This is a genomic window from Nocardia glycosmidis (genome assembly GCF_052545115.1).
The window spans coordinates 44,022-67,672 of sequence record NZ_JBQWRH010000012.1 but is presented as its reverse complement, the minus strand read 5'-3'; the positions used below and the strand labels follow the sequence as shown (position 1 = coordinate 67,672).

The 23,651-nt window shown below is 65.4% G+C and carries 24 protein-coding genes; 14 read left to right on the top strand and 10 right to left on the bottom strand.

From position 1 onward, the window contains the following. Positions 1-69: 69 nt before the first annotated feature. The 6 genes from ACT86A_RS16660 to panB form a co-directional block, all read right to left on the bottom strand. Positions 70-945, bottom strand: coding sequence for a CHAD domain-containing protein (locus ACT86A_RS16660; protein ID WP_445093055.1), 876 nt, complete (start codon positions 943-945; stop codon positions 70-72). Then, entirely contained in the window at positions 942-1,904 is a 963-nt protein-coding gene (gene pip, locus ACT86A_RS16655; protein ID WP_445093054.1) for a prolyl aminopeptidase, read from the bottom strand. The genes ACT86A_RS16660 and pip overlap by 4 nt, the downstream gene beginning before the upstream one ends. Before the next feature lie 17 nt (positions 1,905-1,921). Further along, positions 1,922-2,392 carry a hypothetical protein gene (locus ACT86A_RS16650; protein WP_445093053.1) on the bottom strand — a complete coding sequence of 157 codons (471 nt, stop codon included), beginning with the start codon at positions 2,390-2,392 and terminating at the stop codon, positions 1,922-1,924. 132 nt (positions 2,393-2,524) lie between these two features. After that, the gene (locus tag ACT86A_RS16645; protein ID WP_445093052.1) at positions 2,525-2,932 is read right to left on the bottom strand and encodes a PIN domain nuclease; all 408 of its coding nucleotides are present in this window, start codon (positions 2,930-2,932) and stop codon (positions 2,525-2,527) included. After that, the gene (locus ACT86A_RS16640) at positions 2,929-3,144 is read right to left on the bottom strand and encodes a type II toxin-antitoxin system VapB family antitoxin (RefSeq protein ID WP_445093051.1); all 216 of its coding nucleotides are present in this window, start codon (positions 3,142-3,144) and stop codon (positions 2,929-2,931) included. The genes ACT86A_RS16645 and ACT86A_RS16640 overlap by 4 nt, the downstream gene beginning before the upstream one ends. 57 nt (positions 3,145-3,201) lie before the next feature. Next, the gene (gene panB, locus ACT86A_RS16635; RefSeq protein ID WP_445093050.1) at positions 3,202-4,062 is read right to left on the bottom strand and encodes a 3-methyl-2-oxobutanoate hydroxymethyltransferase; all 861 of its coding nucleotides are present in this window, start codon (positions 4,060-4,062) and stop codon (positions 3,202-3,204) included. A 187-nt stretch (positions 4,063-4,249) separates the two neighbouring features. Between panB and ACT86A_RS16630 the strand changes: the two genes are divergently transcribed. The 3 genes from ACT86A_RS16630 (at position 4,250) to ACT86A_RS16620 (ending at position 10,363) form a co-directional block, all read left to right on the top strand. Beyond that, on the top strand, positions 4,250-5,794 hold the full coding sequence (locus ACT86A_RS16630; protein WP_445093049.1) for an alpha/beta hydrolase: 1,545 nt from the start codon (positions 4,250-4,252) through the stop codon (positions 5,792-5,794). Positions 5,795-5,953: 159 nt separating this feature from the next. Next, positions 5,954-7,294, top strand: a complete 1,341-nt coding sequence (locus ACT86A_RS16625) for a glutamine synthetase family protein (protein ID WP_445093048.1) — start codon at positions 5,954-5,956, stop codon at positions 7,292-7,294. A gap of 57 nt (positions 7,295-7,351) precedes the next feature. Beyond that, positions 7,352-10,363: a bifunctional [glutamine synthetase] adenylyltransferase/[glutamine synthetase]-adenylyl-L-tyrosine phosphorylase gene (locus ACT86A_RS16620; RefSeq protein WP_445093047.1), complete on the top strand. Its 3,012-nt coding sequence runs from the start codon at positions 7,352-7,354 to the stop codon at positions 10,361-10,363. A 205-nt stretch (positions 10,364-10,568) separates the two neighbouring features. Here ACT86A_RS16620 and ACT86A_RS16615 read toward each other — a convergent pair whose 3' ends face one another. From ACT86A_RS16615 to ACT86A_RS16600, 4 genes are all read right to left on the bottom strand, one after another. Continuing rightward, entirely contained in the window at positions 10,569-11,159 is a 591-nt protein-coding gene (locus ACT86A_RS16615; RefSeq protein WP_445093046.1) for a Uma2 family endonuclease, read from the bottom strand. Positions 11,160-11,288: 129 nt separating this feature from the next. Continuing rightward, positions 11,289-11,525, bottom strand: coding sequence for a hypothetical protein (locus ACT86A_RS16610; RefSeq protein WP_445093045.1), 237 nt, complete (start codon positions 11,523-11,525; stop codon positions 11,289-11,291). A gap of 247 nt (positions 11,526-11,772) precedes the next feature. Further along, the gene (locus ACT86A_RS16605) at positions 11,773-12,678 is read right to left on the bottom strand and encodes a hypothetical protein (protein ID WP_445093044.1); all 906 of its coding nucleotides are present in this window, start codon (positions 12,676-12,678) and stop codon (positions 11,773-11,775) included. Beyond that, the gene (locus ACT86A_RS16600) at positions 12,675-13,118 is read right to left on the bottom strand and encodes a hypothetical protein (RefSeq protein WP_445093043.1); all 444 of its coding nucleotides are present in this window, start codon (positions 13,116-13,118) and stop codon (positions 12,675-12,677) included. Before ACT86A_RS16600 ends, ACT86A_RS16605 begins: the two co-directional genes overlap by 4 nt. 226 nt (positions 13,119-13,344) lie before the next feature. Between ACT86A_RS16600 and ACT86A_RS16595 the strand changes: the two genes are divergently transcribed. The 11 genes from ACT86A_RS16595 (at position 13,345) to brxC (ending at position 23,639) form a co-directional block, all read left to right on the top strand. Further along, on the top strand, positions 13,345-14,220 hold the full coding sequence (locus ACT86A_RS16595) for a helix-turn-helix domain-containing protein (RefSeq protein WP_445093042.1): 876 nt from the start codon (positions 13,345-13,347) through the stop codon (positions 14,218-14,220). A gap of 8 nt (positions 14,221-14,228) precedes the next feature. Then, positions 14,229-14,636 carry a DUF397 domain-containing protein gene (locus ACT86A_RS16590; RefSeq protein WP_445093041.1) on the top strand — a complete coding sequence of 136 codons (408 nt, stop codon included), beginning with the start codon at positions 14,229-14,231 and terminating at the stop codon, positions 14,634-14,636. A 365-nt stretch (positions 14,637-15,001) separates the two neighbouring features. Further along, positions 15,002-15,571, top strand: coding sequence for a DUF3558 domain-containing protein (locus tag ACT86A_RS16585; protein ID WP_445093040.1), 570 nt, complete (start codon positions 15,002-15,004; stop codon positions 15,569-15,571). A gap of 43 nt (positions 15,572-15,614) precedes the next feature. After that, complete coding sequence (locus tag ACT86A_RS16580) at positions 15,615-16,091, top strand: hypothetical protein (RefSeq protein ID WP_445093039.1); 477 nt, start codon at positions 15,615-15,617, stop codon at positions 16,089-16,091. Positions 16,092-16,101: 10 nt separating this feature from the next. Continuing rightward, positions 16,102-16,443, top strand: coding sequence for a WXG100 family type VII secretion target (locus tag ACT86A_RS16575; protein ID WP_445093038.1), 342 nt, complete (start codon positions 16,102-16,104; stop codon positions 16,441-16,443). Next, entirely contained in the window at positions 16,440-16,745 is a 306-nt protein-coding gene (locus tag ACT86A_RS16570) for a WXG100 family type VII secretion target (protein WP_445093037.1), read from the top strand. Before ACT86A_RS16575 ends, ACT86A_RS16570 begins: the two co-directional genes overlap by 4 nt. Continuing rightward, positions 16,742-18,097 carry a hypothetical protein gene (locus ACT86A_RS16565; RefSeq protein ID WP_445093036.1) on the top strand — a complete coding sequence of 452 codons (1,356 nt, stop codon included), beginning with the start codon at positions 16,742-16,744 and terminating at the stop codon, positions 18,095-18,097. The genes ACT86A_RS16570 and ACT86A_RS16565 overlap by 4 nt, the downstream gene beginning before the upstream one ends. Further along, a complete protein-coding gene (locus ACT86A_RS16560) occupies positions 18,094-18,510 on the top strand; it encodes a hypothetical protein (RefSeq protein WP_445093035.1) in 417 nt (138 codons plus the stop codon). Before ACT86A_RS16565 ends, ACT86A_RS16560 begins: the two co-directional genes overlap by 4 nt. Positions 18,511-18,841: 331 nt before the next feature. Next, positions 18,842-19,471, top strand: a complete 630-nt coding sequence (locus ACT86A_RS16555) for a DUF1819 family protein (RefSeq protein WP_445093034.1) — start codon at positions 18,842-18,844, stop codon at positions 19,469-19,471. Continuing rightward, on the top strand, positions 19,468-20,091 hold the full coding sequence (locus ACT86A_RS16550) for a DUF1788 domain-containing protein (protein ID WP_445093033.1): 624 nt from the start codon (positions 19,468-19,470) through the stop codon (positions 20,089-20,091). Before ACT86A_RS16555 ends, ACT86A_RS16550 begins: the two co-directional genes overlap by 4 nt. Then, positions 20,091-23,639, top strand: coding sequence for a BREX system P-loop protein BrxC (brxC, locus tag ACT86A_RS16545; protein ID WP_445093032.1), 3,549 nt, complete (start codon positions 20,091-20,093; stop codon positions 23,637-23,639). Before ACT86A_RS16550 ends, brxC begins: the two co-directional genes overlap by 1 nt. Positions 23,640-23,651: the final 12 nt, after the last annotated feature.

Below are 23,651 nucleotides of genomic sequence, written 5' to 3'. Positions count from 1 at the left end.
TCGCAACGCCGGCCGCTGGATCGGGTGGGCTGCGCGCCGCTGGGCACGCGCTGGCTGACCAGCGGTGAGCTACCCGAACAGTGCCGCGGCGGTGGCCGGATAGCGGCTCAGTTCGCGACCGGCCGCGGCGTCCTCGGCGTCGGCCAGGATCTCGTAGAGGGCCGTATGTTCGCCCGCGGCGGTGGCCTCGGCCGCTCGATCGAGGATCGCCCGGTGGGATTCCACCGCGTCCCGGTGATCGCCGAGCACCGTCTGCAACTTCTTCGCGCGACTGCCCAGATCGGCGGCGTCGCTCACTTCTGGCGCCGCCGCCTCGCAGGAGTACCGTAAACGCTTGGCGCTCTTGCGGATATCGTGCAGCAGCTCGATGCGTTCGCCGGCGGCGACGGTCGGCTCGGCGCGGACGAGGGATTCCACCCGGGCCAGGTCGCCGTGCAGCACCGCGGCGAAGACGTCGGCTGCGTCCGCCGCGACGCGGGAGTGCCGCAGCGGGGGAGCGGTTCGCCAGGCGGACAGTTCGTCACGCAGCGTGCGGTAGCGTTCGCCGTCCAAGGCGGAGAGGATCTCGTCGTGGGCGAGGCGGTAGCGCTCGCGCTCGGCGATTACCAGCCGAGCGGTGACGGGGCCGAGGTCGGCGGGCGAGGTCCGCCCGGCATGGTCGGCCACGAGGGTGGCGAACCGGTCGGCGCGTACTTCCGCGTCGCGGGCTTCCCCCAGCAGTCCGGCCAGCCACTTGAGCTCGGTGCCCATCGCGGCGCCCGGCCCCTTGGCGAAAAGCCTGCGATAGGACCGCAGCACGCTGCGCAACCTCCGGGTGGCCACCCGCATCTGATGCACGGAATCCGGTGCGTCGGAACGGACCTCGGGCTCTGCGGCCAGTAGCCGGTCGATGTCGTCGCGCAGTGCGGCGATAAGGGCGTCTTCGGCCTTGGTCACCGTACTCATCCTTCCTTCGCGAACCGGTCGGTGGCTTCGACCAGGTGATGGGTGATGCCGGGCTCGTTCGCCGAGTGCCCGGCGTCGTCGACGATGTGCAGGACGGAGCCGGGCCACGCCTGATGCAACTGCCACGCGCTCACCGCCGGGCAGACGATGTCGTGGCGGCCCTGCACGATCACGGCGGGAATGTGCGTGATGGCGCCGATGTCGCGCAACAGCTGGCCCTCGTCCAGGAATCCGCCGTGGCGGAAGTAGTGGTTCTCGATCCTGGCGAAGGCCAGTGCGAACCGGGGCTCGGCCGTTTCGGCGACCCGATCCGGTTGCGGCAGCAGCGAACTGGTCGCGCCCTCCCAGGTGGACCAGGCGATCGCGGCGGCGCGGGCGAGCTGCTCGTCGGGCGAGTGCAGCAGCCGGTGATAGACCTCGACGAGATCCTGGTCGCGTTCGTCCTGCGGCACCGGCGCGAGGAACTTCGCCCACTCGTCCGGGTAGACGTAACCGGCGCTGCCGTTGTAGTACCAGTCGATTTCCTTGCGGCGCAACAGGAAGATGCCGCGCAACACCAATTCGGTCACGCGGTCGGGATACCGCTGCGCGTAGGCCAGCGCCAGCGTGGAACCCCACGACCCGCCGAACACCTGCCACCGCTGGATGTCGAGATGCTCGCGCAGCGCCTCCATGTCGGCGATCAGGTGCCAGGTGGTGTTGTGCTCCAGGCCGGCGCCGTCGGCCAGGTGCGGGGTGGAGCGGCCGCAGCCGCGCTGGTCGAACAGCACGATCCGGTACGCGGCCGGGTCGAAGAACCGCCGGTGCGCCGGCGCGGTGCCGCCGCCGGGACCGCCGTGCAGGAACACCACCGGCTTGCCATCCGGATTACCGCTGACTTCCCAATACACCGACTGGCCGTCGCCGACCGCCAGCATGCCGCAGGCGTACGGTTCGATCTCGGGGTAGAGAGTGCGCATCGCCGACCGCTCCGGGATCAGAATGCGAGCCCGGAGGCCAGATCCGGGATCTCCAGAGCCTCCACGGCCTGCTGATGCACATCGGGGCAGCTCTTGATGGTGGTGCGATCGATGATCGGTTTGTCGGCCAGCACCGCGGCATTGATGCCGCCGTTGCGCAGTGCCCACTCGTGCACGAGTGCGTTGAGCCCGATCTTGCCCAACGTCGGTCCCTGCACCCGCCAGTTGGACAGCTCCGGCCGGATCATGTCGCACAGCCGGGTCGCGGCGGCGGCGGAGATCTCCGGGGCGGCGGGGGGCGTAGTGCGGCCGGCGGTCGCGCCCGGCGTCGCGGATGCGGTGGCCGAAGTCGACGCCGAGGTCGAGGTCGAGGTCGAGGTGCCGGTGGGGGCGGGGCTCGACCCCGTGCCGCACGCGGTCAGGGCCGCGGCGGCGAAAACGCCCGCGATCAGCAGGGAGCTGCGTGAAATCCAACGGCTGTACGGCATCGGTACCTCTGCTCGTGTCGGTATTGTCGGCATCGAGTCTGCCATTATTCCCAGCGCTTGGCCGCCGGTCATCGGCGCGAGATCCCGCGATCGCGCCGAGGTTCTCTTATGTTGCGGGACGCTCGGTGCCACTCAGGCCGATCGATCGACGCGAATCATCGGGATCTCGGGTCGCACTTTGGCGATGGAGTCGAAGTCGGCGTCCGCGTGGATGAGCGTCAGGCGGTGTTCGAGGGCGGTGACGGCAATGATGATGTCCATCGGCGACGGCCCACGGTGATGACCGATTCGAATCAGGTCACGCTGCACCGCCAGTACGTGGCGCCACGGATCTTCGGGCGCGGGGTACCAGCCGAACGTGCGTCCGAGAACCGCGAAGAACGGTTCGAAGTCCTTGCCCGACCTAACGGAAACCATGAGCTCGGATTCGACCGGCGGGCAGATCGCGACCAGTCCCCGCGCCACCTCGCGTGGCCACGGGTTATCCGCCTGATCGCGAAGCAGTCGCCACACGGCTGAGGTGTCGGCGAGGTAGGTCACTCGGCCCGTTCCCCATCCGCCAGTACATCGAAGTCCAGGATTTCTTCGGCATTGGCCTGCAGCCACGCCAAACCGCGGGCACGATCGTCCGCGCTCAGACCTGCCGCGATCGCCAATGCGCGATTGATCGTGTCACGTTTGGTCCCAGTGCCCAACTGCTGCTGAGCAAGGGCCAGCGTGGCATCGTCTACATCGATTACGGTTCGCGCCATGGCCCCATACCTTTCTTGATATACAGATATACGTCAGTATATCAAGAACTGTGGGCGTCAGAAGCTGTGCTCGGGTCCGGGGAAGGTGCCTTGGCGCACTTCGTGTGCGTAAGTGGCTGCCGCGGAGCGCAATTCGTCCCCGATGTGGCCGAAGCGCTTGACGAACTTCGCGGTCTTGCCGATGCTGAAGCCGGCCATGTCCTGCCAGACCAGGACCTGGGCGTCGGTGTCGGCGCCCGCGCCGATGCCGATGGTCGGGATGGTCAGCTTCCGGGTGACCTGTCCGGCCAGCTCGGCTGGCACCATCTCCAGGACCACGGAGAACGCGCCCGCCTCCTGAACCGCGATCGCGTCGGCGATCAGCTGCTCGGCGCCGTCGCCGCGGCCCTGCACGCGGAAACCGCCCAAGTTGTTCACGCTCTGCGGAGTGAAGCCGATGTGCGCCATCACCGGGATACCCGCCGCGGTGACCACCGCGATCTGCTCGGCGACGCGCTCACCGCCTTCCAGCTTCACCGCGTGCGCCGCGCCCTCTTTCAGGAACTGGGTCGCCGTGGCCAGCGCCTGCTGCGGCGAGGATTCGTAGGTGCCGAACGGCAGGTCGGCCACCACCAGCGCGTGCGGTGCGCCGCGGACCACACCGCGTACCAGTGGGATGAGCTCGTCCACGGTGATCGGCACGGTGGTGTCGTAGCCGTACACGACGTTGGCCGCCGAGTCGCCGACCAGCAGCACGGGAATGCCTGCCGCTTCGAACAAGCGCGCCGTGGAGTAGTCGTAGGCGGTGAGCATCGCCCAGCGCTCGCCATCGGCTTTCATCTGCTGCAGATGGTGCACCCGGATCTTGCGTGTGAGCTTCTCGGACTCGGCGGGCGCCGCACCGTAGGCAGGGGTTTCCGAACCGGATACGGACATCATCGTCCCTTTCGTCTGTGTCGCCTCGGGGCCCGTCCGGGTCCCCGGGATTGTTTGACGAACCCCAGTGTGCCACCTGCCAGGGCGGATCGAGGCCGCCGACCGGTGCGATTGGTCACAGCGCGACTGGTCACGACAGCGAGCGGGGTTTGCCCGCGGGGGTGTCGATGTTTGCTGGCAATATCGAGGGATGTCGACGGTGCGGAGTGGGCGCGGTGCGCTCGTGGTGGCGGTGCTTGCTGTGGTCGCGGTGCTGGTCGGGGGGTGCGCTGTCACCCGCACCGAATCGGGGCAACCGATGCCCACACCGCCCGCCGGACTGGAAAAGTTCTACGGACAGGCTGTTCGGTGGGGCGACTGCACCGGATTCGGGGGCCCGGACGATCACCTTCCACCCAACACCGAATGCGCGCGGATCACCGTTCCGGTGGACTACGCGGCACCGGACGGGCCGACCGCGCAACTCGCGCTGTCCCGGGTCCGCGCGACCGGTCGCCGCATCGGTTCGCTGGTGATGAATCCGGGCGGGCCGGGGGAGTCGGGGCTCGGCATGTCGTCGCTGGGTAACAAGACACCGCTGGCCGAGCGCTTCGACCGGGTCGGTTTCGACCCGCGCGGTGTCGGCTCCTCGACCCCGTCGATCGTCTGCCAAACCGCGCAGGAGCAAGACGCCGAGCGCGCGGAGCCGCAGCAGGAGTACTCACCCGAGGGAATCGCCGACGCCGAGGCGGAAAACCGCCGCTACGCCGACCGCTGCTCCGAACGGACCGGCAAGGACTTCCTCGCACACGTGGGTACTCGCGAGGTGGTACAGGACCTCGATGTCATACGTGCCGCATTGGGCGACGCCAAGCTCAGCTATGTCGGTTATTCCTACGGCACCAAGATCGGCTCCGCGTATGCGGAGAAATTCCCCACCCATGTGCGCGCCCTCGTGCTCGATGGCGCCATCGATTCCTCGCAGGATCCGGTACAGGAGTCGTTGCGGCAGGCGGCGGGCTTTCAGAAGGTTTTCGACGCCTACGCCGTGAAATGCGCCCAGCAGGCGGATTGCCCGCTGGGCACCGATCCGGCGCAGGCTGTGCCGCGGTTCCGTCAGCTGGTGAACCCGCTGTGGGACAAGCCCGCGCCGACCACCGACCCGCGCGGGCTGAACTACGAGGACGCGCTCACGGGCGTGCGCCAAGCGCTCTACACCGACGAGCTGTGGAAGGCGCTGACCGTCGGGTTGTCCGAACTGCGCGACGGACACGGTGACACGCTCCTGCTGCTGGCCGACCTGTATGACGGTCGCCGCGACGACGGCAGCTACAGCAACACCACCGACGCGTTCAACGCCATTCGATGCGTCGACGATCCGCGCATCACCGACCGCGCCGTGACCGGACGGCAGGACGCCGAGTATCGCAAAGCGGCGCCGTTCCTGGATGACGGCCGCGGCACAGGTGCGGCGCCGTTGGAGCTGTGCTCTGCCTGGCCCGTACCGAATACGATCGAACCGCATCGGATTTCGGTGACCGACCTGCCGAAGACGGTGGTGGTCTCCACCACCGATGACCCGGCGACGCCGTACCGGGCCGGTGTCGATTTGGCCGACCAATTGGGCGCCGCGCTCATCACCTACCGGGGAAACCGGCACACGGTGGCGCTGGCGGGTGGCGTGCAATGCGTGGACGACGCGGTGATCAACTATCTGGTCGACGTGACCGAACCCGCGCCGGGACTCACCTGCTGAGCTCGACCGGTTCCTGACCGGTGGCCCTTGGACGGTCCGCGCCGGGAAAGCTCACAAACCGGACTATCCGGCGGTGCGGTGTCTTCCGAAAAAAACCTGCTCAGGATCTTAAGCGTGTATGTAACACGGATTTAACGCCGCATGCTTACGCTCGCGGGCATGGATCGCCAGAAGGAATTCGTGCTGCGGACGCTCGAAGAGCGGGACATCCGCTTCGTACGTCTCTGGTTCACCGACGTCTTGGGCTATCTGAAGTCCGTGGCGATCGCTCCGGCAGAGCTGGAAGGCGCGTTCGAGGAGGGTATCGGCTTCGACGGCTCGGCCATCGAGGGCTTCGCGCGCGTGTCGGAGGCCGACATGGTCGCCCGGCCGGATCCGTCGACCTTCCAGGTGCTGCCCTGGGCCACCAGCAAGGGACACCAGCACTCCGCGCGCATGTTCTGCGACATCACCATGCCCGACGGCTCGCCATCCTGGGCCGACCCGCGCCACGTGCTGCGCCGCCAGTTGAACAAGGCCGGCGATGTCGGTTTCAGCTGCTATGTGCACCCCGAGATCGAGTTTTTCCTGCTGGAGAACGGTCCGCACGACGGCACCCCGCCGATTCCGGCCGACACCGGTGGCTTCTTCGACCAGGCGGTGCACGATTCGGCGCCGAACTTCCGTCGCCACGCCATCGATGCGCTGGAGTCCATGGGCATCTCGGTCGAGTTCAGCCACCACGAGGGCGCCCCTGGGCAGCAGGAGATCGACCTGCGCTACGCCGACGCGCTGTCCATGGCCGACAACGTGATGACCTTCCGCTACCTGATCAAGGAAGTCGCCATCGACGAGGGCGTGCGCGCGACGTTCATGCCCAAGCCGTTCGCCCAGTATCCCGGCTCGGCGATGCACACGCATATGAGCCTGTTCGAGGGCGAGACGAACGCCTTCCACGACCCGGACGACCCGATCAACCTGTCGGAGACGGCGCGGGCGTTCATCGCGGGCATTCTCGAGCACGCCCCCGAGATCAGCGCGGTCACCAACCAATGGGTGAACTCCTACAAGCGCCTCATCCACGGCGGCGAGGCGCCCACGGCGGCCTCCTGGGGCCGGTCCAACCGCTCCGCTCTGGTACGGGTGCCCATGTACACGCCGAACAAGTCGTCCTCGCGCCGCGTCGAGATCCGCAGCCCCGATTCCGCGTGCAATCCCTACCTGGCCTTCGCCGTGCTGCTCGCCGCCGGTCTGCGGGGCGTCGAGAAGGGCTACACCCTGCCGCCGGAGGCGGAGGACGACGTGTGGTCGCTGACCACCGCCGAGCGGCGCGCGATGGGCTTCCGTGAGCTGCCCGGCACGCTGGACGAGGCGTTGCACGCGATGGAGCGCTCCGAGTTGGTCGCCGAGACGCTCGGCGAGCACGTGTTCGACTTCTTCTTGCGCAACAAGCGCCGGGAGTGGGCGGACTACCGCAGCCAGGTGACGCCGTTCGAGCTCAAGGAATACCTGGGGTTGTAGCCCGCGGTAGGTCCTTCGGCGGCGTGCCCGCGGTCCGGGCCATGTAATTTGAGAACCATGGTCCGGCCACCGTCTGCCCGCTCCGCTGTCCCAGGTGTCGGTCGGCTCGGGTTGCTCGAGCCGTCCGCTGCCGCGTCACTGCGCGAGCTGGGCTGGGACAACATCGAGAGTATTCCCGTGCTGTGGGCGCTGTCGCGCGCACCGGACGCCGATCTCGCGCTGTCCACGCTCATGCGGCTGCGCGAGAGCATCGGAGACGGTTGGGACGCGGTCGATTCGGCGATTCGCACGGACACGTCGTTGCGCGGCAGGCTGTTCGCGTTGGTCGGCTCGTCCAGCGCGTTCGGCGATCACCTGGTGGCCCGGCCGTCGGTGTGGGAGATCTTGCGCCGCAAGGATTTGCCGCATCGTGACGAGTTGATCGCCGACCTGCTGTCGGTCATCGACGCCGAACCCGAGCAGGGACCCCATGCGGGGCCGATGCTGTTTCGCGCCGGGATCCCGGGTTCCGAGGCGGTTGCGCTGCTGCGTCAGCGGTACCGCGACCAGTTGATGCTGCTGGCCGCGCTCGACCTGGCGGCCACCGTGGAGAACGAGCCGGTGCTGCCGTATCGGGTGGTCGGCAGACAACTCACCGACCTGGCCGATGCCGCATTGACCGCGGCGCTGGCGGTCGCGGTCGCACGGGTGTGCAAAGACGGGCCGGTGCCGGTGCGTCTCGGTGTGATCGCGATGGGCAAATGCGGTGCGTACGAGCTGAACTACGTCAGCGATGTCGACGTGGTGTTCGTCGCCGAGCCCGCCGACGCCTGCGCCACACGGTTGGCGGCCGAGCTGATGACCGTGGCCAATCAAGCGTTCTTCGAGGTCGACGCGGCGTTGCGGCCGGAGGGCAAGGCCGGTGCCCTGGTCCGCACGCTGGATTCGCACCTCGCCTACTACAAGCGCTGGGCACGCACCTGGGAGTTCCAGGCGCTGCTGAAGAACCGTCCGGCGACCGGTGATCTCGGGCTCGGCCGGCAGTACCGCGACGCGCTGATGCCGCTGGTCTGGTCGGCCTCGCAGCGCCCTGATTTCGTCGCCGATGTCCAGGCGATGCGGCGGCGGGTTGAGGATCTGGTGCCCGCCGACCTGCGTGAACGCGAACTCAAACTCGGGCACGGCAGCCTGCGCGACGTCGAATTCGCCGTGCAGCTACTGCAATTGGTGCACGGGCGGGTGGACGAGACCTTGCACGTGCAGGAAACCGTCGAGGCGTTGACCGCCCTGGCCGCGGGCGGATACGTCGGCCGCGACGACGCGGCGAATCTCACCGCGTCGTACGAGTTTTTGCGGCTGCTCGAGCATCGGTTGCAACTGCAGCGGCTGCGTCGCACGCACACGTTGCCCGCCGCCGATGACGAGGAGGGGATGCGCTGGCTGGCCCGCGCCGCACATATCCGCCCCGACGGCAGGCAGGACGCGGTGGGCGTGCTGACCAGCGAAATCCGCCGCAACGCGGTGCGGGTGCGGCGGTTACACGCCAAACTGTTCTACCGCCCGCTGCTGGAATCGGTGGTCCGGCTGGAGCCCGACGCGCTGCGGCTGAGCCCGGAAGCCGCGATCCGGCAGCTGGCCGCGCTCGGCTACGCGGCGCCGGAACACGCGCTCGGACATCTGAAGGCGCTGACCGGCGGGGTCTCCCGCAAGGGGCGCATCCAAGCTCTGCTGCTGCCGACGCTGCTCGAATGGCTCAGCGACACACCGGATCCTGACGCGGGCCTGCTGGCCTACCGGCGGGTCTCGGAGGGGCTCACCGACCAGACCTGGTTCCTGCGTGAGTTGCGCGACGAGGGGGCCATCGCGCAGCGGCTCATGATCGTGCTCGGCTCCTCGCAGTATCTGCCCGACCTGCTGATCAACGCACCCGAGACGATTCGGATGTATGCCGACGGACCCGGCGGGCCGCAGTTGCTCGGTCCGCAGCCCGAGGAGGTGGCCCGCGGCATCCTCACCGCTGCGGCCCGCTACGAGGACCCGAAACGCGCTGTGGCCGCGGCGCGTTCGCTGCGCAGGCACGAACTGGCGCGGGTGGCGTCGGCCGATCTGCTCGGGATGCTCGACGTGCCGCAGGTGTGCCGGGCGTTGTCGTCGGTGTGGGTGGCGGTGCTGGAGGCGTCGTTGCGGGCCGTGATCCGGGCGAGTGAAGCCGAGCGTGGATCGGCTGCCCCGGCCGACATGGCGGTGATCGGTATGGGTAGGCTCGGCGGCATGGAGCTCGGCTACGGCTCCGACGCCGACGTACTGTTCGTCTGCGACCCGCGCCCGGGTGAAGACGAGACCAAGGCCGTCAAATGGGCGATCGGAGTGGCCGACCGGGTGCAGCAGCTACTCGGGGCGCCGAGTACCGATCCGCCGCTGCTGGTCGACGCCGGGTTGCGCCCGGAGGGCCGCAACGGGGCACTGGTGCGCACGCTGGCCGCCTACGCCGCCTATTACGAGCAGTGGGCGCAGCCTTGGGAGGTACAGGCGTTGCTGCGGGCCCACCAGGTGGCGGGCGATCAGGACCTCGGGGTGCGCTTCCTGCACGTCATCGACAAAGTGCGGTATCCGGAGGGCGGCGTATCCGCCGACGCGGTGCGCGAGATCCGGCGGATCAAGGCCCGGGTGGACGCGGAGCGCCTGCCCCGCGGCGCGGACCCGGCCACCCACACCAAGCTGGGGCGCGGCGGTCTGACCGACATCGAATGGACAGTCCAGCTGATGCAGCTGCGCCACGCCCACGAGGTACCCGGCCTGCACAACACCTCCACCCTGGAGTCGCTGGACGTGATCGAGCAGACCGAACTGCTGGACGCGGCCGATGTGGCGCTGCTGCGCGACGCATGGCTGACCGCGACCGGGGCGCGTAATGCCTTGGTTCTGGTGCGCGGCAAGCCCACCGATCAACTCCCCGGCCCCGGCCGCCTCCTCTCCGCAGTCGCGCGCGTCGCGGGCTGGCCGTTGGGTGCCGGCAGCGAATTCCTCGACCACTACCTGCGCGTCACCCGCCGCGCCAAAGCGGTGGTCGAACGCGTCTTCGGCGCCTGACGCGGCTTTTCTCGCACGGGCCTCGCTGTGGACGCTTGTCTGGATCAGCTCGCGAGTCTCGAGCCCGCGCCCTGGCGCCCGCGCTTCGATCAGTACGCGGCGGCGTTCGGCCCCGTCCTCGGCCCACAGCAGGGCCCGCCGCCCTTTCGCCAGGCCACCGCTCGGCGTGCTCATCGCGCTGAGTCGAGCTCGGGACTGAGGGTGATCACCAGGCGTTGTCCGGGTCCAGCAGATCTGCGGGATCGATGTCGAAGGGGAACGGCGACTTGATTCGGACAACCTCGCCGGCATGTGCCCTCGCCGTGCACACATAGACGCCGTCGATGAGCGTGTGGACCGCGATCTGCGGGTGGGGCTCGAGGTCGATGATCCAGTACTGCGGGATTCCGGCGGCCGCGTAGTCATACAGTTTGTCGACACGGTCGACGGGTTCGCTGCCGCTACGACGGGACACCACCTCGGCAACCAGCAGGACATCGCGTCCATAGAAGGTGCGCATGTTCGCCTCATGCGCGGCGCGGGCGGCGTCTCGATCGATCACGCCCACGTCAGGCTTGCGTACCCCAGCGGGAGTCGACATATCCATCGGCGCCTGAACATGGACCTTGGCCGCTGCCGCGCGGGCTGCTTCGCGGAGTCGATCCCGGAGGATATCGGCGGCCATATCGTGCCGGGGGCTCGGTGACAACGGGATCAGCCACCCGTCAGCCAGCTCGTAGCCCTTGCCCTCATCCGGCAGCGCGTCGAGGTCATAGATCGTGTACGGCCCGAAGGTGTGGTCGTGCGCAACACTCACGGCATCCTTCCTTCCCAGCCGACTCGCCGACACCCACAGGGTAGCTTGTGGCGGGCCAGGTAGGCCGCCGTTGCGCAACGTGGCGGAGATCCTCGCCGACCTCGATTCGGTGCGGCCACAAGCTCCCGGTCATGGCAGCCACAGTCGAGCGCAGGGGAGCGGCGGCAGATCCGGATCCACCAGATGGTCGATCGTCACTTGTGCCAGCTGGTGCGAGTGCGCCGCCCGCGCGAAAGCGTATGCGACGCACTCTTCGGCGCAATAGCGCAGCACCACGCCGTGCGCGAACTCGATGGTCAGGCGGCATTCCATCACGACTCCGGAACTGGGCGACGAGGCCGGCAGCCCGGCGGAATCAGCGTCCACACATCCGCGCCCTGGCGTAGCGCATCCAACCAGCCGGTGACATCCCCGACCGAGGGGATCACCAAAGCCCGGACACCTGACGCGCTCAGTATCGCCAGCAGCGTCCCGAACCGCGCGTCGGAATCCCGGACGACGACCCCATGCAGGTCGAAGCCGTGACGCCGGGCCAACGCGCGGATCTTCACCACGTGCGCTGAGGTCCGCCGACCAGAACGATCACACCGGACGATCCCGTATGCCCTCGGCCTCATCGGCGCTCGATCCGGCTTTGGTAGTCGCGAATGGCCTGTGCCAGCTCCGCGACGCCCGGATCGACTCGCGGCAAGGGAAGTTCGCACCACGTGACAGTTCCCCCAGCGGCCGAAGGCGACCGATGCACGCGAGCGCAGCGGGCGCGGATCTCCTCGCTGACCGGTTCGTCGGCATGTTCCCGTGTCTCGTCGAACTCCACCGCCAGCGCTTCCGGGTGACAGATCAGCCGCACTCGCAGTTCGTTCGCCGCACCCGACGCCTCCGCGGCACAGATCGCGTCGCGCACGAATTCGCTGACCACCGCGTCGCATTGCTCGATCAGCTCACCCAGTCCGGCCCGCGACAAGTAGACATGGGTGTTCGACCGCGCGACCTCGACCGCCAGCCCGAACGCATTGACCTTGAACTCACCGAGGACGCCGCCGCTGCGCGGGGCGATGTCCGGCCGTCTTTCCCGCGGGCCGGGTCCGGGACGCAGGTACAGCACGCTCGCGGCCGGCCGCAGCTCCGACAAGCGCCGCAGCGGAACATGTCTCGGCACATCCAGGCCGTCGAGATGTTCCGGTGACGGCACGACCACATACCCGCCGTTGCTGTCCAACTCGGCGAACAGCGCCCGGAGCGCGCCGTTCGGCGTCGGGGTCGCGGCCAGCAGCCGATCCAAGTCGATGCCTTCCTGATGCGCGGACATCGTCAGCTCCGAGACGAGATGATTCCCTGACCTGCGATCCAGCTCCTGCACCAGCGACCACAGCACGCTCGCGGGCGGCCCGGCCTCACAGAACACCCGCCGCACACCGAACCCATGACCGGCCGCGAACTCTGTTATCTCCCGAACGATCTCGTTCCGCCGATTACCCACCAGCGGCAGCCGCAGATAGGCGTACATCTGAGCTGTCACCGCGCGTCCTCCACAACCGCGTCGAGCACAACACGCATCGAGGGCCGAAAACTGTTGCGGGGCAGATAACTCCATTGCCGGTACCCGGTCCGCTCGTCAGCGGGAGACGGCAGCACGATGCATCGCGTCGCGACACCGACATTCAGCCGCAGCAGAACACCGGACACCTCGTGCTCGTACCCGTCCGGCGGGCCACACAACACCGTCGTCCGACCAGACTCCCGATGCGCGATCACGGGGCCGAGCAACCCGCGCCCTGTCAGCCGTTCGGCCACTCGCGTGCCGAGCTGCTCGGGCATCACCACCGCGCCGATCAGGTCCGCGTGCAGGACGATCCGTCGCGAATTCGGCGTGAGCACGGCAGGCAAGCCCAACTCCCGCCGATAGCGATGACAGCGCTGAACAGCGGTTTCCACCGGGCTGGTGGTGTCATCCGACATGGCGCACCCGCCTGTCGATCGCGTGACCTGGATTCGACCTGAGAACGAGCATGGTCATCACCCCCTGGTGACCTCGGGCTACCCCGAGTGGTTGGTAATCATGTATGCCGTGCCTCGAAGCTTGAAGGAACAATAGTCGGTATACATACCAGGTGCAATACCGATCGCAATGTGCATGGGTGCAAGGGATAGAGTGCTGCGGCAGGTGGTAGACAGGGAGGCCGATATGACTGACCGCCGCGCCGACATCGACCGCAGAGCCGACCCAAATGCCTTGCGGTTCCTCATCGGTCGTGAGCTGCGCGATGCCCGCGAACGTGCGAAGAAGTCGCAGCGCGAGGCGGCCGGAGAACTCGACTGCACGCAGACGAAGATCAACTACCTCGAATCAGGACGAAACCAACAGCAGCGGGCCGAGGTGACGGCCCTGCTCAAGTTCTACGGCGCTGATCCGGTCCACATCGAGCGAGTAGCATCCCTTGCGGGTCAGGCGGATCAGTCCACTTGGTGGGCACCGTTCGGTGAGGTTTTCCCGAACTGGTTCAAGATCTTTGTGGGACTGGAGGGATTAGCGGCTTCCGTTTTCACATACGACTCCATGCTCTTGCCGGGACAACTTCAGACAGCGGAGTACGCGACCGCGCTTCTTGAGGGACATCTGCGGGTACCGCCGATGGACGCCCCGCAGGTAGTCGCCGCTCGGATGGCCCGCCAGCGAATTGTCTGGGACTCGAACCCCTTACCCTTCCGCGCCGTGATCGAGCAATATGTGCTCGATCGGATCGTCGGCGGTCCGGCAGTGATGCGATCACAACTCGAACACCTGCTGGTGTTGATGGAACTCGAGAACGTCGAGTTGCACGTGATGCCTGTGGGCGTCACAGTCCATGATGGTCTCGACGGCGATTTCATGCTGCTGCATTTCGATCAGGCACAGTCGATCGGATACATCGAGTACCCAGCTGGGGCACTCTACGTGCAGGAACAGGATCAGGTCGCACTGTATAAGATGGCTGCAGATCGGCTCTGTGATGCAGCACTGTCAATCTCTGACTCTGCTGAACTCATCAGAGGCCGTATCAACAGCTTCCACGCAGACTAGGAGTATCGGTGACAACCGGCGACCGCCTCGAGTGGCGGAAATCCAGCTACAGCGGCAACAGCGAGCAATGCGTGGAGGTTGCGCCTTCCGCCGGTTGGCGAACATCGAGCCACAGCAGCAATGGGGAGGGGTGCGTCGAACTGGTCCCGAGCAGCACCGTTGTCTACGTTAGGCACAGCAAGCACCCCGATGCGGGGACGATTGCATTCGATCTCGCTGAGTGGGCATGCTTCGTCGACGCTGCCCACGCTAAGGCCATGGGCAACGTCGGCTCTGTCGTAGTCGCGCAGGACGGCACGGACACTCTTGTCACGTCCCCCGACGTCCAGCTCCGTTTCAACGAAGCCGAGTGGACAGCCTTCCTCGCCGGAGCAGACGACGGCGAGTTCGCCTTCCGTTCCGCTGCGGCGAAATAGGAGTGATCAGCACCACTGCCGATCGCTGGGAGCGGCGGACACATGGGTGGCCCGACGCAACCACGATCGCGTTCGGCCTTCTGGGCTGGGGCAACATCCCCCACGCCGCTCGGCCGGGCGCGGCGCTATAGGTTCCGCGGCCGCCGTCGAAGGGCGCCGGCATCCTCATCAAGTCCACGAAAGCGCGGCGATCTTCGGTTCAACAGTGGAGAATCGGCGGCCTTCATCGCGGGCGCGGCGGACAGCGAGCGCAACTTCACCAGCTTGCGGGCCCGATCACCGGCCCGGTACGGTCACCAAATGAGCAGGGGCGGAGGCGCCGGTCCGGCCCCGAAGTTTCGTGGCACCGGCTGTGAGGGGATCGCATGCTGCCCAGCAGCAACGTGTTTCGTGCTGTCGGCTTGACTTTCGGTGCCGTTATTCTACTGACTGGGTGTGGGTCGGGCGATAACAACTCTTCGGGCTCTACCACTAGCAAGTCGGGACCCTCGCTGCCAGCTGATGTGCCGCGCACGTACGACCCGTGTAGGGACGTGCCGGAGAGCGTTTTGGCCTCGGAGAAGTTGCACGGCCAGCAGACGGCGAACAGCGATGCGGATGGTGGCGTCAAGTGGCGCGGCTGTGCCTGGGTCCGCTCGAACGGATACGCAGTGAGTATCCGAACCACGAATTTGACAGTTGACGTTGTGCGGGCCAAGAAATTTCCGGATTCTCAGGAATTCACTGTCGGCACGCGCCGCGCGATCTCCACGCGTCAGTTCGAGGGTCCCCACATCAAGGAAGCATGTACGGTCGATGTGGAGATGAAGGGCGGCAGCCTCGAATTCAATCTGAACAATCCGCCGTCGAACCGGGACACCGGAAGCATCGATTCATGTGAGCTTGCACGGGCACTAGCGGAGAAAGTCGTGCCCACGATTCCGCCTACTGCATGACCAAGACGGCATCTGGCGAATCTCACTGGGAGGGAGAGGCATTATGAGTGAGGGCAACGACTCACCCCGTCCGATGACGAATCTGATCAACGAGGCGAAAGAGGGCCGACTGAGGGTGCGGATGGATCCAGAGCAGTTCGTCTATGTCGACCGTGACTGCGAGTTCTTCAAGGATCAGATCCGGAATATTCAGCGAACTATGACTGAGATTTCGCAGCAACCCTACTGGGGTATGGGTGAAGACTACAGGGGCAAGGACGGCAAGGAACTCGTCTCTGGAAAGACGATGGTGAAGCGTTACCGCGAGAAGGCCCGTGGTTCGCAGAACGGCGTCTACGAGGTGATGGAGTCGCACTACCAGGTCGTAGAGGACATCCAGAACCTGTTCCGTACGATCCGCGACCGCTACGCCCAGCAGGACGCCGAATGGGCTGCGCGGTATCGCGATCTGGAGGCGTCTCTGCCGCAGCAGCCCCCGGCCCAGCAACGAGTCTTCTCGATGCCGTTCGCGAAAGACTGAGGGCAGACAGATGTCGGAGAACGAACCGAAAAACACCTCAGGTAATGCCATTTCGGTGGTGCCAGAGCAGGTGCGCGAGGTCGGACAGTACGTCTACGACTTGGCCGAAGCACTGCGCTCGGCACTGGATTCCGCAGCTAAAGACGTGGATTCGCTGGTCAACGGCAGTTGGACCGGCGACTCGTCAACCGAGTTCGGTCACGGATGGACCGAAGTCCGCGACGGCGGAATCCGGATCATCACCGCACTTACCGGTATGGCCGAAAAACTCGGCATAACCGCCGACACCTACCGAGCCCGCGACGAGAATACTGCCGCCGCCCTCCGTACCTCCAGCCTGGACCTGCCATGAGTTCGGAGTTCTCGGTCGACCTCGACCATCTCGACCAGATCGTCGCCCGCCTCTCCGGCCTGGCCGGATTCGTCGCCGACCACCTCGACGAGATCGATGACAAAGTGGCCACCCTCCGAGGCAGTGGCTGGGAAGGCGTTGCCGCACAGGCGTACGCCGACGCCCACCGCCAATGGCTCACTGGTGCACGAGAGTTCGCCGAAGGCGTCCGCGACCTGAGCGACGCCGCCCGCCGAGCGCACGAAGATTACACGCACGCCATCGAGCTCAACCGCAAGATGCTGCGCGGCGGACAGCCGTGAACGTCGACTGGCAGGTCTACTACGACGCGGCCAAGAAATGCCATGATCTCGCCGCCGACCTCCGACGAGCCGACAAACCGGTGCACGATGCCGTGAAAGGCGAATACGCGGGTATGGCCGGTGACGCACCCGGCTGCAAGCAGTGGGGCGAAAGATACGATCACGTCGCGCAAAGCACGATGCAGACGTGCACGAATCTGGCCGACGCGCTCACCAACTACGGTTACGTCCTCGCCGCGAACGGCTACAACTACGGGATAAGGAACAAGAGCAAGCCACCGCCGCCGCGGCCAGATGTGCGTGCGATGACCGAATACAAGGTCACGATCCCGACATCGGTGCACGACAACGGGACCGGTGTGAAACACCGCGGGGGTGTCGAGGAATTCTTCGCTGTGCTCGTTTCGAAGATCCTGGAAGAATTCGGCAAGCTGCCCAACGGAGATGTCGATAAACTGGCCAAGGCGTCCAGCACCTGGGATACCTTCGCCAAGAACGAAACCATCACTGGTGCAGCTGCCCGTATCAGCGCGATCGCCGACATGTTCGACGGCATGGACGATCCGCTGAATCGGCAAATGATCCAAGACCAGTTGAATGTCTTGCGGACCGGCGCCGACCAGGTCGCTGCGGCATCGCTCAACGTCGCCGCACCTGTCTCGAGCTACCACACCGGAACCCTTGACGTCAGCCGAGGCATCCAGTCCGCGATCACCACCGCTGAGTGGGCGATCGGACTCATCGTGGTAGCGGCGGCTGCCACCGCCTTGCTCAGCTTCGGTGGCAGCCTCGCCGCAGGCGGAGGAGGCGTCGCCGTCGCTGTCGCCGAAACCATCACAACCATCCGCAGTCTCTACCAGGCCAGCAACCTCATCCGAGTCGTCGGCCTCACCGCCGCCGCAGCCGGCGCCATCGGCGTCATCAGCGCCTTCGACAAGGTCCCTGACCTCACCTCCATCTCCACCTCCCTCGCCACCATCATTGCCATGCGGGTCCTCATCGATGGCGATTCAAACGCAGGTACGAGCAACTCCAACGACACCGCAAGTGCAGGCGCAAGTGGGCCGAGCAAAGCCGCTGAGGTCGAATCTCTTGTCAATTCCCGCACGCAACCTGGCAATACTGAGCCGCACCGACAGGTGGAAACTGATAAGGAAATTCGTCAGCTCTACGAAGACCTCAGTAAAAAGGGTGAGCCGATGGATGTCGGAAATTATCCAGGAAAAGGTAGTAGGCTTCCCGATGGCACGGAGATCAGAATCAGAGACGGCAGCAAGTCGGGTGGTGTTACGATCGACATCAAGTATCCCGGAAACCCCGAACCAGTGAAAGTGCATCTGCCGAAGCGATGAACGAGAAACTTGAGCACTTCCTCCTGCATGAGCTGTCCGATGATTGGACCCCAATCGGCACCTTCGATGGAATGGTGGCCAAAATTGTCCCCGCGAGTTATTCGCGCGGATTTGTCCTCGATGTAATCCGGGAGCTTGCCACCAAGGGTTATATCCGGTTCGGCGCTTTCCCTGGTCGCGGGCGGTCATGGGAACCCTGGTACGTTACGATCGATGAAGCACTTCAGCGAGTCGCTCACGGACATAACCATATCGTCGGCTACCTCGATATATCTGAGAATGAAATCGGATCCAATGAGGTTTTCCGTGCTGATCTCGTAGAGCGAGGTGAGCAGCGGCTAGCTGAACTCGGTAACCCGTACGAAAAATATGGCGATCCGTGGGCCGATACACCCAGGCGTGTCCGTAATTGAATGATCGAACCTCGGGACGTTGACGCCTTCCCATGGTCAATGAGGTGTTCGGGTAGCACGCAGGCGCACGAAGCGTTCACTGGGATGAGGTCGACAAAGACACCGCTTCCGGTGAGAGCGTCCTTCTCGATCCCGAGGGAATGTCATCTGCTCGTGGATGGCGTCCTTCCCGCCGTTCGACCTGTTCCACGATGGCACGGTCGATCGGGACTCGTCAGTCCTATCGACTAGTGTCGTACGGCTCGGCAGAATCAGGTTCCTGTGCTGCCTACGATCATGCTGCGGCGCGTCTCCGCGACGCGGCCGTGACCAGTCGATTGGAAGGGTGTTCGTGACCAACGGCACTTACCGCTTGTCGTTCACGACGGGCGGCTTGCTGCGCGCTGAAGCAGTTGCGATGGCGGGACTGCTGGTCACGACGCCTGACGCGGCGACTGCGCGCGCTCAGGCGGTCGAGTTGAATCTCGTTCAACAACGCACCATGGCATCGACCCTACGGGTGACGCGTGAAGTCGTGCAGAGGCTCGGCGAACTGCCTCCTGCGGGCGTGGAACTGATAGCGCACGGATCGGTAGACGATTCACGGCAACTGATGTGGCTGGCGGCATGCCTGCGCTATCGCTTCCTGCGCGACTTTGGTCGGGAGGTGGTCCGCGACCGACTTGTGTCGGGACGCGATGTCGTCGGCTATGCCGATTTCGACACCTTTTGGAACCTGCAGTCGTCCTGGGTGGACGCGCTTCGGGACGCGGCCGACTCCACGAGAGGCAAGTTGCGTCAGAACACGTTCCGAATGCTGCGTGAGGCCGGACTGCTCGATAACGAAGATCGGGTGCTGCCGATAAATCCCGCGCCGGGAGTGTCGGCAGTAGTCGCCGCCGTGGGTGACGAACTTCTGCTGAGCTTCCCGATCCATGATGCACAGGTGGCCGCGCTCGCCGGCCGGGACGGAGCACGGTGACCACTCGACTGTCGGATCAACTTTCGCTCACAGAGCGGTTCGAACTCGCATACCGGGTGATGCGGACGCCGAGCTTCCTGGAGATGAAGGGACAAATCGGCGAGGTACCTTACTTCGTACTGGCGTATCGGCCGTCCGACGAGCCGAATGTCGCTGGTGAACACCGTCGGCTGGTGACGCGGCTGCGCAAGGACGGCATCGAGGTCTGTGACATCGATCTGTGGCACTTGGCGACCGAATTGTGGTCCGAGACCGGTGTATGGGCGCAGATCATCGAACAGGAGACCGCACTGCCGAAGGAGATGTTCGGCGAGGCGGTCGGCAATGTGATCTCACCGCGGGAGCACCTGTCACCCCGCATCACCCGGGTCGTCGAGGAGCAGCAGCCTCGGCCGCAGGTCGTCATGCTGTCGAATGTCGGCCGACTGTACCCGCTGGTACGGGCGCACACCGTTCTGAACACCCTGCAACCCCTGCTGGCCGACCTACCCGTGGTTCTCGTGTTCCCGGGCACCTACCGGCAGTCACCCACGCAGGGGTCATCGCTGGTCCTGTTCGATCGGCTCACCGATGACGATTACTACCGCGCTTTCGATCTACTGGAATTGGAGAACTCCTGATGCACATCGAGCAGATCCTCGCGAGGGACATCGATCGGCCGCTCGATGGTGTCGTCAAGGCGTCGAGTTCCGCTCAGCTCGAGACCGAAGTGCGTGAGTACGTCGTCACCGATGAAGTGGCGAAGCACCTGACCGACCTGCTGGAGGCGTACACGTATCCGGGCGAACCGGAGTCCAACGGCGTGTGGATTGCCGGTTTCTTCGGCTCCGGTAAGTCGCATCTGCTCAAAATGCTGGCTTATCTGCTCGGTGATGTGGACGGCGCCGGGATCGCCCGGACGGATGTAGTCGCGGCCTTCCTCGACAAGGTACCGACGCACGCGGCGATCCTGCGGGGAGCGCTGGAGCGCTCTGCGGCGATCCCGGCCCGGTCACTACTGTTCAATATCGACGAGAAGGTCGACAAGAACGAGAAGAACCAGCCCGACGCGCTGTTGAAGGTGTTCGTGCAGGTCTTCTACGAGGCTGCTGGCTACTTCGGTAAAACGCCGTACATCGCGCGTTTCGAGCGGGACCTCGCCGGGCTGGGTGTGTTCGATCGGTTCAAGGAGGCGTTCGCGGGCATCTATGGAAAGCCGTGGGAGCAGGGACGCGAGCTCGCGGTCCTCGTCGAGCCCGCAGTGGAGAAGGCATACGCGGAAGCCACCGGCACGTCGCTCGAGCGACCACTGACGGCCTACCGGGAGAACTACAGCGTGTCGATCGAGTCCTTCGCGGAAGAGGTCGCAGAGTGGCTCGACAAGCAGCCCGAACCGCTGGCCAGGATGGGCTTCTATGTGGACGAGATCGGTCAGTTCATCGGCCAGGACACGAAGCTGATGTTGAGTTTGCAGACGATCGCCGAGTCTCTCTACGTCAAATGCCGAGGCCGCGCATGGGTGATGGTTACCTCGCAGGAGGTTATGGATTCGATCATCGGGGACCGTACTAAGGAGCAGCAGCAGGACTTCTCGAAGATTCAGGCGCGCTTCGCGATTCAGCTGAAGCTGGATTCGAAGAACGTGCGTGAGGTGGTCTCGAAGCGCCTGCTCGAAAAGACCCCGGATGGGGTCACCCGGCTCGGTAAGGTCTACGCGGCCAACGAGGACCGTTTCCGTTCGCTGTTCGCCTTCCAGGATCAGCGGACCTACAAGAACTACTCGACCGTCGAGGACTTCGTCGGCACCTACCCGTTCGTCGACTACCAGTTCGAACTCTTCCACGACGCGATGCGGGGACTGTCGGACTTCAACGCCTTCACCGGTCGGCACGCATCGGTGGGTGAGAGATCGCTGCTCGGCGTGACAAGGGACATCGGTTCGGTGATGAAAGCAACCGACGTCGGTGCGCTCGCCACGTTCGACATGTTCTACGACGGCATCGAGAAGTCGGTGAACGCATCTGTCAAACAGAACGTCGCCACCGCAGCCCGCAACCTGGATGGGCCGGACAGGGACCTCGCACTGCGCGTACTCAAGGCACTGCTGATGACCAAGTACATCGAGCAGTTCGATGCCACCCCGGAGTCCCTGTCGGTGCTGCTCACATCGGCGATCGAGACGAACGTCGCGGCACTCCACGAGGACATCGAGCGGGCCCTGCGGCTGCTCGAGTCCAATACCTACGTCCAGCGCACTGGCTCGACCTACGCCTATCTCACCAACGAGGAACAGGACGTCGAGAAGGCGATCAAGAACCATGAGCGCAACGACTCCGCGATCAGGAAGCTGCTCAACGAAGAAATCGTGAACGTGTCGGGCGTCGGCGCGAAGGTGCGGCACGAGGCCACGGGCGTCGATCTGGGCCTGGAACGGATGCTCGATGGGGAGCGGCAGGGACGCTCGGAGGAGTTGAGCGTTCGTTTCGTCACCCCGTACAGCGGGCATCCGCTCGAGGACGTCAAACACCACTCGATCGGCCATGCCGGGGCGGTGTTCGTGGTGCTGGACCTGAGCCAGCGCACCCGCGACGACATCGACCTGTACGTGCGGACACGTGACTACGTGCGGCTGCAGATGAAATCGACGCTGCCGGAGTCGCGTAGGCGGATTCTGGACTCCCACGAGCGCGCCAACGTGGAACGCCAGCGCGAGGTGCTCGGTGAGATACGGAAAGCCGTCGCGGCCGCAGATCTGGTACACAACGGAAGCGTGCTCGACATCGGCGGCGGACCCGCGAAGGAGCGTGTCCATGCGGCGCTGCAGGTGGCCATCGAGTGCCGGTACACGCGGATCAACGAGGCGCGGGGAGTTTCCACCCTCAAGGAGACCGATCTCGGGCGAATACTCCGGGATGAGGTCACCCTCGATTTCGACGTCATCTCGACGCTCGACACCCTCGCCGGGTCGATCGTGGTGTCCGTGCGCAACGCGAAGGTGCGTCAGACCGCATCGACGGTCGGCTCTCTCGTGGACGATTTCGCAGGCCCGCCGTTCGGTTGGTCGATGACAACAGTCCTGGCCGCGATCGCGCACGGGACGAAGACCGGTTCGGCGCGCCTGAAACTCGACAGCCGGCTCCTGGTGCGCACCGAGATCGCTGAGGAGTTGCGCAACACCAAGAAGCACCGCCTGATCGCGGTGGAGGAAGTGCGTGCACAGGATCCGGCGAAGGTGCGCAAACTCCAGGCGTTCCTGGGCGACTACCGCGACACCTCCGAAACGCCCTCCACACCCGAGGAATTGGTGAGCCGCGTGCGGGCAGCGCTCAATGAGGACGTGGCCGAACTCGACGACTGGGCGAAGCTTCCCTACCCGTTCGCCGCAGCCGTCGCGGACGCCTCGGCTGCCATCCGGTCCGCGATAGGCAACGATGAGGACTGGTACCTCGGCGGCTTCCTAACCGACTCCGACAAGCTGCTCGACCTCAAGGAAGACTTGCTGGACCCGATCCGCGGCTTCCTGCGCGGACAGCAATGCGGCATCGTCGACGATGCCCGCATGTTCCTGGAACGTCGTGGCGCAGAGGTCGACGATGTCGATAGTAGCGATATCGACGCCCTGCGGTCTGCACTCGACAGTCCCACGTTCTACCGCGGTGTCCCGCAGATCAAGCAGCTGCATCTGCGTCTGGTCGAGCGCCTCGATACTGCGGTCACGTCTGATCGGGACGCGTTGCGCAGCCTCGTCGAGGAACGCCTGAAATCGCTGCTGCGGGAGCAGGTGTTCCTCGACTCCACGGACAAGGCGCAGGAGCAGGCCCGAAACGCGCTGCGGTCCGTTCTGGACGGCCTCGGGGCACATACGACCCGAGGGCAGGTGGCACTGGCGCGAAGGTCGTTCGACACCGCGTACCAGTCGGCGATCGAGGTGCTGATCAACTCGCCCGCAGCGGCGCCGGAGGGCACAGCAGAAGGCGAGCAGGAAGGCGGTCACGCTTCCAGCGGTATCAGTGGCGCTGGAACGACCAGCGCGAAGAGCACTGCGAAGGCGACGGTGCGGCTGAGCGCGGTGGAAGTCGACGGTGTTCCAGCGATGCTCACCAGCCCTGACCAGGTCGACCTGTACGTGCAGCGGCTGCGGGCCAGCTTGCTGGCTGCGCTCGACGACGGAAAGACCATCGTCCTGTGACCCGCGCACCAG